Consider the following 13747-nt stretch of genomic DNA (forward strand, 5'->3'; position numbering starts at 1 on the left):
CACGACCTGGGGTTCCTATGCGTTACCCCAGGTAACGGAGACCTCGGCCACACCACCGTGCCGACTGCTTGCTAGGGTTAGCACCGCACTGGATCTCGAGGTTGCGATCCGTACGGCCGACTCGTCAGCGGCAGGGGATCGCGGAAGGTTGTACCCATGTCATTTGCCCTTCCGTCGGCTGGCACGGTTCTACGCAGGGCGGGCGATACGGCGCTCAGCGTCAACGCCATGGTCCGAGGGGGACTCTTCAATCCGTTGCGCCCGGATCACGCGGTGCGGTCGGCACTCAATGTGCTGAAGTTCGGTCCGTTCGCGGGCGCGGTCGTGCATGCGGCGCAGACCAATCCGAAGTCCGCCGCCATTGTCGATGAGCTCGGCGAGATGACGTTCGAGCAGATCGACCAGCAGTCCAACGCCTTCGCGCGCGGCCTCGCCGCTCAGGGGCTGGGCCCCGGCGATGTGATCGGCGTGCTGGCCCGCGATCACCGCGGCATGGTGCTGAGCCTGGTCGCCGCCGGCAAGCTGGGCGTGCGCGCGGTGCTCATGAACACCGGCTTCGCCAAGCCGCAGTTCGCCGATGTGGCCGAGCGTGAGCAGGTCAAGGCGGTCCTGCACGACAGCGAGTTCGTCGAGCTCATGTCGGCCATCCCGGCCGAGATTCCGCGCATTCTCACCTGGGTGGACGCCAAGGACGCGGTGGATCCGGCGATCGCGACCATCGAAACCGTCGCGGCCGGCCAGTCCACCGAGGCGCTGGCCCCGCCGGAGAAGCCGGGCGGCATGGTGATCCTGACCTCGGGCACCACCGGCACCCCGAAGGGCGCCCCGCGCGACAAGGTCAGCCCGTTCATTACCGCGCAGTTCCTGGACCGTATCCCGATCCCGCGCAACAGCACCGTGGTGATGGCCGCGCCGATCTTCCACGCGACCGGCCTGTCGCAGTTCACGCTGTCCATCGCGCTCGGTAACCGAGTCGTGTTGCAGCAGAGGCGTTTCGATCCGGAAGAGACCCTCGCGAACATCCAGAAGTACCGCGCGCAGGGCCTGACCGTGGTGCCGACCATGTTGCAGCGCATCCTCGATCTGCCCGAGGAGACCCTGGCCAAGTACAAGCCGAGCGAGACCCTGCGGGTCATCTTCGCGGCCGGTTCGGCCATCCCGCCGGATGTCGTCACCCGCACCCTCGACTACTTCGGCGAGACCCTCTACAACGTGTACGGCTCCACCGAGTGCGCGGTCATGACCGTCGCCACCCCGGCGGAGCTGCGCAAGGCGCCGAGCACCGCGGGCAAGGCGCCGGTCGGCATCCGTGTCGCGCTCTACGACGAGAACCGCAACCGGATCAGCGCGCCCAATGTGACCGGCACGATCTTCATCGAGAACGGGCACTCGTTCAAGCAGTACACCGACGGCCGCACCAAGGAGTACGTGGACGGCCTGATGTCCTCGGGCGATGTGGGTCATCTCGATGCGGACGGCCTGCTGTTCATCGACGGCCGCGATGACGACATGATCGTGTCCGGTGGCGAGAACGTCTTCCCGCAGGAGGTCGAGCACCTCATCTCCAACCGCCACGACGTGCTGGAGGCGGCCGTGGTGGGTGTGGACGACCGCGATTTCGGGAAGCGGCTGCGCGCCATCGTGGTTCCGGGCCCGGAGTCCAAGCAGGACGTCCAGGAGATCAAGGACTACGTGAAGGAGAACCTGGCGCGCTACAAGGTGCCGCGCGAGGTGATCTTCGTGGATGAGCTGCCGCGTAATGCCACGGGGAAGCTGCTGCGGAAGCCGCTGATCGAAATGTCCGTTCCCGCGGAATAACTGCCTGACTATCATCAGCGCGTGATATTCGCGTCCGGCCGGTCCACGGCGTCAACCCGCAGGGATGCTGCGGTGTTGCGCGGTGGATCGGCCGGATCCGTATCGGGCGCCTTGGCGGTCGCCGCACACGGCTGGATCTCCGGAACCGAGCCGCTGCACGCCGGTTCGCTGATGCTGCTGGTCGCGTCCTCGGCGGCGGTGGGTGGATCGGTCGCCGCCGTCGGTGCGTTGCGCACCTCTCGCATCGGTCTCGTGGCCGCCCTGCTCGGCGGGCAACTGCTCGGGCATTTCGCCATGATGTGGGGCTCACCCGGCATGAGCCACGACCCGCAGCACTCCACGTCGATGTGGAGTCCGGCCATGCTGGGCGCACACCTTGTCGCAGCGTGCGCCGCCGCTGTCGTCATTCTCGGTGCGGAGGTGGCCTACCGGATCTGTACCACCGTGCTGGCCCGGGTATTGCCGGCGCCGGTTTCGCTGCCGATCCCGCCCGGACCTCCGAAACTCGCGATCACGCACGGTGATCGCGTCATCCTGCGTGTTTTCGCCGCAGACGTCTGCCGTACCCGCGGTCCGCCCGCCTGCGTTCGAGGTTGAGCTTCCTTCTTCACCCGAACCATCGGAAGACCCCCATGACACTCACCGAAAGCGGTGCCGGTACGGCACCGCCGTCCTCCCCTACCCGAAATCCCGGGCCCGAACGCACTGCGGGCCAAGCCATTCAGGCGCTGCTGCTGCGCCTGCACTTCTACGCCGGTGTGTTCATCGCACCGTTCATCCTGATCGCCGCCGTCACCGGGGCGTTGTATGCCATCTCGCCGACGCTGGAGAACATCACCGATCGCGGCCTGCTGCACACGGATTCGACCGGGCCGGTCCGGCCATTGCGGGATCAGGTCGCCGCGGCGCTGACCATCGAGCCCGAGCTGGCGTTGAATGCGGTGGATCCGGCCCAGCGGCTGGGCGATACCACCCGCGTCCTCTTCACCGATCCGTCGCTGGGCACCTCCGAGCGGCGCGCGGTGTTCGTCGATCCGGTCACCGCGCGTCCGGTGGGCGACAGCGTCGTGTACGGCAGTTCGGGTGCGCTGCCCGTGCGCACCTGGATCGACCAGTTGCACCGGGATCTTCACCTCGGCGACTTCGGCCGCTACTACAGCGAGATCGCCGCGTCCTGGATGTGGGTGGTGGCGCTCGCGGGCCTGGTGTTGTGGATCCGCCGGGTGCGGGCCCGCCGCGACCGCCGGTCCGTGGGCTGGCTGCTGCGGCCGGACCGTGCCCGCCCGCGCGGCCGCACACTGAATTGGCATGCGGCCGTGGGTGTCTGGATCCTGCCGGTCATCCTGCTGCTGTCGGTCACGGGCATGACCTGGTCGAAGTACGCGGGTGACCATGTCGACGGACTGCGCAGCGCGCTGAGCTGGACCACCCCGTCGGTGAACGCGAAACTGCCCGGCAATACCGATATGGCCATGCCCGCCATGGGTGATCACGCCGAGCACATGGGCGGCGCGCAGTCCGGCCCGGCCTCGAATGCCGCGAACGCCATGCTGTTCGACACCGTGTACGGCGTCGCACGCGCCAATGAGCTGACCGGTCCGCTGGAGATCAGCGTGCCGAGCGGCGACGGGATGGCCTTCGTCGCGCAGGAACTGCGCAGGCCGGGGCAGTACACCCGCGATGCGATCGCGGTGAACGGTGTGACCGGTGTCGTCACCGACAAGCTGCCGTACTCGGAGTGGGGGCTGATGGCCAAGCTCACCAACTGGGGCATCCAGTTCCATATGGGCCTGATGTTCGGGCTGCTGAATCAGTTGCTGCTGCTGGCGGTCATAATCGGCCTGATCACGGTGATCGTGCGCGGTTACCTCATGTGGTGGCGGCGCCGTCCGGCCAAGGCGACCGGGTTCTCCGCGGGTAAGCCGCCGCGGCGCGGGACGCTGCGGCAGACTCCGCTGATCATTGTGGCGCCCTTGGCCGTCGCGGCCGTGGTGGTCGGCTGGTTCGCGCCGCTGCTCGGCATTCCGCTGCTGGGTTTCCTGGTGATCGATGTGCTGGTGGGTGTCGCGGCGCGGCAGCGTGTCAGTCCCGAGGCGGGCTGAGGCGCACCCAGGCCAGAAAACAAACGCCGACGGCCAGCATGGCCAGGCCGGACCAGAGGTTGATGTTCACGCCACCGGTCTTGGCCTGCTGGACCGCCGGGTCGTAAGCGTAGCTGGTGATGATCAGGATGATGCCGTAGACGCCGAGCAGGGCGCCGACAATGGTGCGGATATCGAAGAGCATCAGCGGCTTTCCTATCCGACGAAGACGTCGAGTGCGATGACGAGTCCCAGTGCGATGGCGGCGAGCGGCCCCGGCCGCTGGTACCACGGGAGGATCTCCGCATCGGGTTCGGTGCGCAGTTCCCGGGGTGTTTCGGAGTAGACCAGGCCCACCAGTTCCGTGGCGGGCCTGGGCAGCGTGTACGCGCTGACCCCGATGCTCACCACGATGTCGACCACGAAGGCGACCCCGGCCGCCACGAAACTCGTGCCCTGGCCGGACAATTCGAAGACGTTCAGTTTGCTCAGCGCGAAGATGACGATGGCGGCGACGGTGCCGCAGACCAGCCCGATCCAGCCCGCCGCCGGCGTCATGCGTTTCCAGAACATGCCGAGGATGAAGGTCGCGAACAGCGGCGCGTTGAAGAAGCTGAACAGGGTTTGCAGGTAGTCCATCATGTTCGCGAAATTGCCTGCGATGAAGGCGGTTCCGATGGCGGCCAGGGTCGCGCCGACCGTCGCGAGCCGTCCGACCGTGAGGTAGTAGTGGTCCTCACGGTCCTTGACCGCGTACGTCTGCCACAGGTCGTAGCTGAAGACCGTATTGAAGGCCGAGATGTTCGCGGCCATGCCCGCCATGAAAGCGGCCAGCAGTCCGGCCAGCCCGACGCCGAGCAGGCCATTGGGCAGGATGTCCTTCATGAGGTAGAGCAGCGCCTGGTTGTAGGTGACATCCCCTTTGTAGTTCGGGTCCGCGCTGACCCGGTCCTTGAAGTCGGCGATCTGCGGCACCAGGACCGCGCTGATCATGCCGGGGATGACGACGATGAACGGGATGAACATCTTCGGGAAGGCGCCGATGATGGGAGTGCGCTGGGCGGCGGAAATGGAGTTGGTGGCCATGGCCCGCTGCACCTCGACGAAATTGGTTGTCCAGTAACCGAAGGACAGCACGAAGCCCAGGCCGAACACGATGCCGATCACCGAGAGCACGCTGTTCGCGAAGCCGGTCAGTTCGGTACCCGGCCAGGCGTGCAGCTGGTTCACGCCGCCCGGTCCTTCGATCACCCGCACCCGCAGGCCCTCCCACCCGCCGACCTTGTGCAGGCCGACCAGGGTCAGCGGCAGCAGCGCGGCGACGATGACGAAGAACTGCAGCACCTCGTTGTAGATGGCCGCGGACAGGCCGCCGAGCGTCAGATAGAACAGCACGATGAGCGCGGCCACGGTGATGGACAGCCACAGTGGCCAGCCCAGCAGCGCATCCAGGATCGATCCGAGCAGGTACAGGTTCACGCCCGCGATGAGCACCTGCGCGATGGCGAAACTGATGGCGTTCACCAGGTGCGCGCCGGGACCGAAGCGGCGCAGCATGAATTCGGGCACGCTGCGCACCTTGGAGCCGTAATAGAACGGCATCATGACGATGCCGAGGAACAGCATGGCCGGGACCGCGCCGATCCAGTAGTAGTGCATGGTCGGCATGCCGTACTGGGCGCCGTTGGCGGACATGCCCATGATCTCGACCGCGCCGAGATTGGCGGAGATGAAGGCCAGACCGGTCACCCAGGCGGGCAGGGAGCGGCCGGAGAGGAAGAAGTCCAGGCTCGACGACACCCGCCGCCGGGCCATCAGGCCGATGCCCAGTACGACGACGAAATACAGTGCGACCATCGCATAGTCGACCGGATCGGCCTGCAATCGCAGTGACTGCCCCGCGGCCGACACCGACGCGACGGTGGTCGCGGCGGGCAGCGGCAGGCTGGCGGCGAACGGCATACGGCACTCCTGTCGAGACGATCACGAGATGACGCGGGCACGCTTGCGAGCGGCAATGCTAGTCGCGTACACCCCGCACTCCGGGGAGCTCGGGGCAATGCTCCCGCGTGTGTCCGGCAGGTGCTCCCGCGTGTGTCCTGCGGGCCGTTGAGGGCGTCCGGCAGGGCCGTTACGTGTGTCCCGCGATACCGTTGCGGGTGTCGCCACGGCCCATGTGAGGGTCCGGCACTGCACTTGTGAGGGTCCGGCAGCGGCCTTGTGAGGGTCCGGCGTACCGCTAGGCGTTTTCCGCGGGGAGGCGGTGGGCGCCTGCCGCAGGGGTCACCGAGAAGGTGCACGGTGCGTCGAAGCCATTGTCGGCGAAGGCTTTTCGGACGGAGTCGGTTACCGTCCGGGCGTTCTCGCGGTCGGTCAGGGCGATGACGCTGCCGCCGAATCCGCCGCCGACCATGCGCGCGCCATGGGCCCCGGCCGCGACCGCGGTCTCGACGGCCGTGTCCAGGGCGGGTGCGGAGACCTCGAAATCGTCGCGGAGCGAGGCGTGCCCGGCGGTGAGGATCGGGCCGATGACGCGCGGATCCGCACCGGCCCGCAGTTGCTCGACGACCCGCAGCACCCGGGCGTCCTCGGTGACGACGTGCCTGGCGCGGCGTCGCAGCACCGGGTCCGCCAGCGCCTCGACCTGCGCCGGGTCGCGTACGTCGCGCAGGAAGGGCACGCCGAGTTCCGCGGCCGCGGCGGCGCATTCGGCGCGGCGGCGCGAGTATTCGCCGTCCACCAGGTGATGCGGGCTGCCGGTGTCGAAAACCAGCAGTTCCAGGCCGAATCGGTCCAGGTCGAACGGAATCTGCCGGTACTCACCGCTGCGCACGTCGAGGAAGAGCACGTGCCCTTCGGTGCAGAGCATGGACGCCGACTGGTCGAGTACGCCGGTGGGCACGCCCACGTAGACGTTCTCCGCGGTGCGCGCGATATCGATGATCTCGGCGGTGGTCACGCTGGGCGCGAACAGGTCCCGCAGTGCGATGGCCACCGAGCAGGACAGCGCCGCGGAGGAGGAGAGGCCCGCGCCGATGGGCACGGTGCCGTCGAGATCCAGGTCGATACCGTGCATCTCGTGGCCGCGGCGCACGAATTCACGGATGACGCCGAGCGGATAGTGCGCCCAGGCAGGCATTTCCGACCAGCCGGCGACGCCGAGATCGACGGCGGTGGTCTCGACCGAATCGCCGGGCGCCTGCCGGGATCGCACCCGCACCGTACCGTCGGCGCGAGTGGTCGCGGTGCAGGTCACGCCGAGCGGAAGGGCCAGCGGCAGCACGTATCCCTCGTTGTAATCGGTGTGCTCACCGATGAGATTGACCCGTCCCGGTGCCAGCCAGCGCCCCGCTGTGGTGTCCACTCCCGCTCCTGTCCAAGAGTCGTGCAGGCCGTTCGGTTCGATTTCGCAGGGAGCATAGCGAGTCTCGCACCTCGTGATCCTGCGGGTTCGACGAACTCCGCTACGGAGAGCGACATTTCGTGCCATGATCGATCCGGTTGCCCAATTCCCCGACGGCAGCGCCGCTCCACCCGTGGATAATCCGCTTCCGGCTGGGACCTATGCTCGTACAGCAACACTCGGTTCATGATCGGCGGTGTCTTTTTCGAGTACTGCTCGAACTAAGGGGGGCTGGTGGGATCAGACACAGAACCGGCCGTGGGGTCCGGTCGGCGATTCCGGATCTGCTGGCGCACCCTGCTGTTCGGATGTGGGGTCTCGATTCTCATTCTGCCGCTCGTCGTGAACTCCCGGCTGCTGGCGTTGGTGACACTGTACGGTTCCGTCGGCATCTGCCTGGTGATGATCGGCATGGGTGTGCGCAAGTATCGGCCGCGCCATCCGCTCCCCTGGTATCTGCTCTCCGCGTCGGCGGTGCAGTTCATGATCGGGACGACGCTGCGCACCTTCGCCCAGCACCGTAATCCGTTCGACGATCTGTTCACCCTCGGCGGGTATTGCTGCATCGGCGCGGCGGCGGTGCTGTGGTTGCGGCCGCGGCACAACAGCACCGATCACGATCTGCTGCTCGACTCCGGGCTGATCGGGCTGGGCGCCTTGCTGCTGTCCTGGACCTTTCTCATCTCGCCGGTGCTGCATCATGCGCACGGCGCGGATTTCACCACGGTCACCGCGGTCGCGGATCCGGTCGTGGACGCGTTGCTGCTCACCGTGATCGTGCATTCGATGATCACCTCCGGGCGGTCGGAAACCTCGGTGCGGCTGGTGAATCTGGCCATGCTGGTGATTCTGGTGGGAGATCTGGCCTACAACCTGGAGGCCGCCGGTTCCGCGGCGCTGGGGCGCCAGATCCAGCTCATGCCACTGCAATTGGGCTATACGCTGATCGGCGCGGCGGCGCTGCATCCGAGCATGGTGGTGCTGGGCGGGCGGCGGGATATCCATTCGCATCGGTCGCGGCAGCGGGCCAGCATCATCGCCATTGTCATGATCGTGGCCTCGTTGGTGCCGATCGTCGGCTCGCGCCTGGATCTCATGGACCGGGTGGTCGTGTCCTCCTTGTTCGCGCTGCTGCTAGCCGGGGTGCTGCTACGCAGTGAGCGCGCCATCGAACGCAGCGCCCGCAGCGAGCGGCGCGCGCAGTATCAGGCCGATCACGACATGCTGACCGGACTCCTGAACCGCGCCGCCCTGCTGCGGGCGCTGCATCGTAATCGGGAGCGGTGGGGTGGGCAGCCGCTGGCCTTGCTGTTCATCGACCTGGACGGTTTCAAACGGGTCAACGACAACTACGGGCATGCGGTCGGTGACGAATTGATCGCCAATGCGGCGGCGCGCATCCGGCGCATGATCCGCCGGGACGATGCCGCGGCGCGGTACGGCGGTGACGAATTCGTCGTGCTCGCGCCATTGGCTCGCAAGCAAGCACAGCTCTTGGCCGAACGCCTGCTCGCCACGCTCGGTGAACCGTTCGAGTTGAGTGCGGCCGAGGTGCGCATCGCGGCCAGTATCGGAATCTCTTGCAGCGGAACGCGCGGGATCGATACCACCGTGTACGAGCTACTGCGCGAGGCGGATTCGGCCATGTACCGCGCGAAGGAGTACTCGCTCGGCTACGTCTTCCACGACGACCTGCAGCGCGCGCATCCGGAGTCCGGTCCGCGCGCCTGGCGCCGCGAGTCCGCGGTCTGAACAAGTCGGCGGTCTGAACAAATCGGCGGTCCGAACAAGTCCACGGTCCGAACAAACGGCCCTGCGGCGGAATCACTTCCACCGCAGGGCCGTTATGTCAGCGGCTGTGAAAACTGGGGCTGTGAGATCCGGGGCCGGGAGGTCTCAGCCCGCGAGATCGTCGAGTAGCCGACGGGCGTTTTCCAGTTCGGCCTGCAGGGCCTCGACCTTGGCGCGCTGGCTGGCGCGCACGGCGTCCAGCACCGAGTCGACGACCTCGGCGGCCTCCGGGTGCAGCAGCTTCGCGGCCTGCGAGACGGCCGAACCCGGTACGGAGATACCGCGGATGGTGCGCTTCTTGCCATTGACGACGTCGAGGGTCCATTCGCCGTCGGCGGTGCCGCTGAGCGTGATCGTCACCTCCGCTGCCTTGGGCGCCCGCGCGGCGGCGGCATTGCGCGCCGGACGGGAGGCCTTGGCGGCCTTGGCCTCGGAGCTGTCCGCCGCGGCTGCGGCGGGCTGTGCTGCCTCGGGCTTCTTCTCGGGCTCGGGGGCGGGGGTCGCCGGAGCCGGTGGGGTGGCGGGGGCGCTCGGCGCGCCGGCCGGCGCGGGGGAAGACATCGTCACGGTGGAGTCCTTCCTGGTAGCCGTTTTCGGTTTCGCGGCCGCGGTCTGCCGGGCCGGCTTGGTCAAGGTCACCTCGGTCGGGCCGAACGACAGGACGTCCTTCGAACCGGTCGGCTTCACCTGCAGAAAATCTCCCTCGGACGGATCACCGAGTGAGATCACCTTGCCGGAACGGCCTTCCGGTACACCGACCGCCGCAGCCGTGAACCACACCATCGGTGGCCGGCCCGCGTCGATATCGCTGGCGATCTGCCGAATCTCGGTATCCGACAAGGGCTGTGGCTTGGTACGGGTCGACATGAGGCACTCCGGGCGGACGGGGCGGACAGCTGCGTGCACAGAGCATGCCCCATGGCACCGACAAATACTGGCCCACCGAGCATGGCCGGCGGTCCGATCGTAGGCGGTGACCCCGGTACGCGCGCAACTTTGCCCATGAGCCCGGGCAACTTTGCGCCCTGTCAGAGTTGTTCGACCCCGTGCAGCTCGCACCGCACCGACTGCGGCCGGTCCACCGGATTCAGCTTGGTCTCGGTGGTGAAGTCCTGGGTCGTGCCCGGCGGCACCACCACATCGGTGCTGGTGCGTTCCAGTACCGCCGATTCCGGCGTCACGAAGCTGATGACCACGCGGTAGGTGTGCTCGATGGCATCGCGGTTGCTCACCACGCCGGTCGCCTCCCAGCCCGCCGCGGTACCCGAACATTCGGTCACGAAGGCGCTGCGCTGCATCTCGGCCGCTTCGGTGGCGGTGATCTCGGACTTCGAATCGGCCGCCGCGGAACAGCCCGTGAGCAGGGCCGCACATCCGGACACCAGACCGACGAGCCTCAGACAAGGGGCGATCATCAATCTCCCTTTCGACCACGCAATTCCGCCCCCGGGACCACTGTTGCCGCTGCTCAGCCACACCGTGTGGCTAATTGGCCGCGCGCACAGAGTAACGGAGGATTTCCGCGTGTCGTTCACAAACGACGCGCGTGTCGTTCTTCTGGGCCCGCGTTTCAGATCCGGCGGGAGAATTGTCGGTGCCGTTCCCTACCATCGATAGCGTGAAGGTACTGGGAGCTTGCCCGCTGGATTGCCCGGACGCGTGCTCCTGGGTGGTCACCGTGGAGGACGGCAAGGCCGTCGGCCTGCGCGGGAACAAGGAGCATCCGGTCACCCGCGGCGCCCTGTGCGTGAAAGTGAACCGGTATCTGGAACAACTGCATTCGACGGAACGCATCCGATATCCGATGCGCCGCGTCGGCCCCAAGGGTTCCGGGCAGTTCGAGCGCATCTCCTGGGACGAGGCGCTCGGCGAGATAGCCACCCGCCTCACCGGCATCATCGACGAGTACGGCGGCGAGGCCATCTGGCCGTTCCACGGCACCGGCAGCCTCGGCTACATCCAAGGGCTGGAAGGCTTCTCGGGCCGCCGATTCTTCAATGCGCTCGGCGCGTCCCTGCACGACCCCACCATCTGCTCCATCGCGGGCAGCACCGGATTGAAATACACGCTCGGCACCTCCGGCGGTATGGATCCGGAGGATCTCGCGAAGTCGAAGCTGATCCTGTTGTGGGGCACCAATCCGCTCACCTCGGGGCATCACGGCTGGAAGTTCATCCAGGACAGCGACGCCTACACGGTGGCCATCGACCCGGTGCGCTCCCGCACCGCCGAGCGCTGCGACGAACACCTCGCTCCGCTGCCGGGCACGGATGCCGCGCTCGCGCTCGGGCTCATGCACGTCGTGCTTTCGCTCGGCGCGGAGGACACCGCCTATCTGGCCGAGCACACCGAGGGCTGGCCCGAATTCCGCGCCCGCATCGAGGAGTTCACGCCCGAGCGGGTCGCCGGGATCACCGGGCTGCCGATGGAGCGCATCGTCGCGCTGGGTGAACGCATTGCCCGTACCCGTCCGACCGCCATTCGCGCCTCGCAGGGCATGCAGCGGCATGCGGGCGGCGGCATGGCGCTGCGAACGCTGGCCTGCCTGCCGGGCGTCACCGGTGACTGGGCGATTCCGGGTGGCGGCCTGCACTATTCGACCAGCGGTCACTTCGAGCTGAACCTGCCCGAGCTGGTGCGCTTCGATCTGCTGCCGCATCCGGTGCGGACGCTCTCGATGACGCGCCTGGGCGAGGCCCTGCTCGGAACGGACGATCCGCCGGTCAAGGCGCTGTTCGTGATCGCCGCGAATCCGGTCGGCTCGAATCCGCAGCAGGCCAAGGTGATCGAGGGGCTGCGGCGCGAGGATCTGTTCACCGTTGTGCTGGAACATTTCCCGACCGATACCGTCGACTACGCGGATATCGTGCTCCCGGCCACCATGCAGCCCGAGCATCTGGATGTGATCGCCGCCTACGGGAACATGTACCTGGTCTGGAACGAGCCCGCCGTGCCGCCGCCCGGCGAATGCCTGTCCACCACCGAGACTTTCCGCCGCCTGGCCGGTCGCATGGGCCTGACCGAACCGGCGCTGTTCGACTCCGACGAGGAGCTGGCCCGGCAACTGCTGAAGGGCTACGACGTGGAACGCCTGCGGGCCGAAGGCTTCCTGAAGGTCCCGGTCAAATCGGTCCCCGTGGGCAAGCTGCAGTTCATCTCACGCCGCGCCGCCCAGGCCGGGCACGATCCACTGGCGGGCTACAACCCGCCCGCCGATCCGGGCGACGGCCTGGTGCTGATCTCGGCCGCCTCGCACTACTTCCTGAACACGACCTTCGGCGCCAACCCCGAACTACGCCGCCGCGCAGGCGATCCGCGTGTCACCCTGCACCCGGACGACGCGGCCGCGCGCAGCATCGAGACGGGAGACCCGATCACCGTCTCGAACGAACGCGGCTCGTTCACCGCCATCGCCGAGGTCTCGGATATGGTCCGCCCCGGCGTGGCCGCGACCCCGAAGGGCCGCTGGGCCAAGCTATCCGGCGGCGCCACCGTGAATGCCACCATCGCCGAACGGGATTCGGACTTCGGCGGCGGTGCCGTCTTCCACGACAACCGTGTGCAGATCACCCGGACGCCGGCGGCCGGCTGACCCCGCTCAGCCGGCGGCTTGGACCGGGCGGCGATTCTTGGTGCCGTACCGGGCTCGTCCCTGGGTGGGAGTGACGGTTTCGAGCAGCGCCGGAGGCTCGTTCTTCAGGTGCTGCTGCAGGATCTGACCGGCCATCGGGGCGATGATCGGCGCTGCCATGATCAGGCCGCGCTTGTCGAACAGCGTGAAAAGCCAGACCAGGATGCGGCCGGCCGGGCGGACCAGCAGGTCGACAATGCCGGGGCGGTCGAAGTGACCGAGCTTGCGCATCCATTTCGGCAGGGTCGCAATGGAAGCGAAGGACAGGATGCGGGCGCCGAGGGCGTAGGTCACGCCCGCGCCGTGCTTGGGGGAGGTGAACAGCATCTGCCGCATACCCGCTTCGGCGCGTTCCGAGGTGCACAGGCGCGCACGGACATTCGCGTAGTACTCGCGTACGCCCTCGCGGGTGAGCGGCACCTCCTCCGGCTTGCAGGTCTGCAGTTCGGCGGCGATGCGGCACTCCTGCCAGTAGCGCGTCTCCTCCTCCGGGGTCAGGCCCGGCCCGAACATCTCGTAGGCCTTGAGCACGGACTGCCAGCCGGTGATGTGGATCCAGAGCTGGGTCTCGGGGCTGTTGGCGCTGTAGCGCTGACCGCTGATGGGTTCGATGCCGGTGGACTTGGCATGAATCGCCATCAGGTGTTCGGAGGCTTCGATCGCCGTCTTGCTGTCGCCGATCGCGACGATCAGGAAGTACGCGAAGGTCATGTCCAGCCGGTCCCGGGGATCGGTGTGGATCTTGCCGGTGTCGGCGACCGCCGCGGTCAGGAACGGGTCGAAGAACTCCAGGGCGACCGCGCGCTGGAATCCGATCACGGCGGTGGGTGAGGTCCAGACCTTCCAACTCGGCGAGTCCGGGCCGAAGAAGCCCAGATCGGTGCGTCGAAGCGTGGTCGGATCGAAGCTCATGTGCGCTCCTTCAGCGGGCTGCCCTGCGAATACAACGCAACCGTAGCAATTACTGCGGGCTAATACAACGGTGCCGTAGGATTTGTTCGGACAGGATCCCGACCACGCCGT

At 67.3% G+C, this 13747-nt stretch carries 11 protein-coding genes; 5 read left to right on the top strand and 6 right to left on the bottom strand.

Annotated elements, in window-relative coordinates:
* Positions 1–156 precede the first annotated feature (156 nt).
* The 3 genes from ACIP5Y_RS12365 to ACIP5Y_RS12375 all read left to right on the top strand — a co-directional run bounded on the left by ACIP5Y_RS12365 (position 157) and on the right by ACIP5Y_RS12375 (position 3920).
* Entirely contained in the window at positions 157–1818 is a 1662-nt protein-coding gene (locus ACIP5Y_RS12365; RefSeq protein ID WP_400349853.1) for an acyl-CoA synthetase, read from the top strand.
* 72 nt (positions 1819–1890) lie between these two features.
* On the top strand, positions 1891–2415 hold the full coding sequence (locus ACIP5Y_RS12370) for a hypothetical protein (RefSeq protein ID WP_400349854.1): 525 nt from the start codon (positions 1891–1893) through the stop codon (positions 2413–2415).
* A gap of 35 nt (positions 2416–2450) precedes the next feature.
* Positions 2451–3920 carry a PepSY-associated TM helix domain-containing protein gene (locus tag ACIP5Y_RS12375; protein ID WP_400349855.1) on the top strand — a complete coding sequence of 490 codons (1470 nt, stop codon included), beginning with the start codon at positions 2451–2453 and terminating at the stop codon, positions 3918–3920.
* Here the strand turns inward: ACIP5Y_RS12375 and ACIP5Y_RS12380 are convergent.
* The 3 genes from ACIP5Y_RS12380 to galK all read right to left on the bottom strand — a co-directional run bounded on the left by ACIP5Y_RS12380 (position 3901) and on the right by galK (position 7263).
* Entirely contained in the window at positions 3901–4104 is a 204-nt protein-coding gene (locus tag ACIP5Y_RS12380; RefSeq protein WP_400349856.1) for a hypothetical protein, read from the bottom strand. The two genes, ACIP5Y_RS12375 and ACIP5Y_RS12380, sit on opposite strands and share 20 nt — an antisense overlap.
* Before the next feature lie 11 nt (positions 4105–4115).
* On the bottom strand, positions 4116–5756 hold the full coding sequence (locus ACIP5Y_RS12385) for a sodium:solute symporter family protein (protein WP_400351245.1): 1641 nt from the start codon (positions 5754–5756) through the stop codon (positions 4116–4118).
* Between the two features lie 382 nt (positions 5757–6138).
* Entirely contained in the window at positions 6139–7263 is a 1125-nt protein-coding gene (gene galK, locus ACIP5Y_RS12390) for a galactokinase (protein WP_400349857.1), read from the bottom strand.
* A gap of 273 nt (positions 7264–7536) precedes the next feature.
* Between galK and ACIP5Y_RS12395 the strand changes: the two genes are divergently transcribed.
* Positions 7537–9054 carry a diguanylate cyclase domain-containing protein gene (locus tag ACIP5Y_RS12395; RefSeq protein WP_400349858.1) on the top strand — a complete coding sequence of 506 codons (1518 nt, stop codon included), beginning with the start codon at positions 7537–7539 and terminating at the stop codon, positions 9052–9054.
* A 144-nt stretch (positions 9055–9198) separates the two neighbouring features.
* Here the strand turns inward: ACIP5Y_RS12395 and ACIP5Y_RS12400 are convergent, their stop codons facing one another.
* The gene (locus ACIP5Y_RS12400; protein WP_400349859.1) at positions 9199–9960 is read right to left on the bottom strand and encodes a DUF6319 family protein; all 762 of its coding nucleotides are present in this window, start codon (positions 9958–9960) and stop codon (positions 9199–9201) included.
* A 161-nt stretch (positions 9961–10121) separates the two neighbouring features.
* Complete coding sequence (locus tag ACIP5Y_RS12405) at positions 10122–10508, bottom strand: hypothetical protein (RefSeq protein WP_400349860.1); 387 nt, start codon at positions 10506–10508, stop codon at positions 10122–10124.
* Positions 10509–10711: 203 nt separating this feature from the next.
* Here ACIP5Y_RS12405 and ACIP5Y_RS12410 point away from each other — a divergent pair, with 203 nt between their 5' ends.
* Entirely contained in the window at positions 10712–12685 is a 1974-nt protein-coding gene (locus ACIP5Y_RS12410) for a molybdopterin-dependent oxidoreductase (RefSeq protein ID WP_400349861.1), read from the top strand.
* A 6-nt stretch (positions 12686–12691) separates the two neighbouring features.
* On the opposite strand, the gene ACIP5Y_RS12415 is transcribed toward ACIP5Y_RS12410, so the two are convergent.
* The gene (locus tag ACIP5Y_RS12415) at positions 12692–13636 is read right to left on the bottom strand and encodes an oxygenase MpaB family protein (RefSeq protein ID WP_400349862.1); all 945 of its coding nucleotides are present in this window, start codon (positions 13634–13636) and stop codon (positions 12692–12694) included.
* Between the last annotated feature and the right edge of the window lie 111 nt (positions 13637–13747).

Origin of the sequence: Nocardia sp. NPDC088792, from assembly GCF_044750615.1 — a bacterium.
Classification (GTDB): Bacteria; Actinomycetota; Actinomycetes; order Mycobacteriales; family Mycobacteriaceae; genus Nocardia.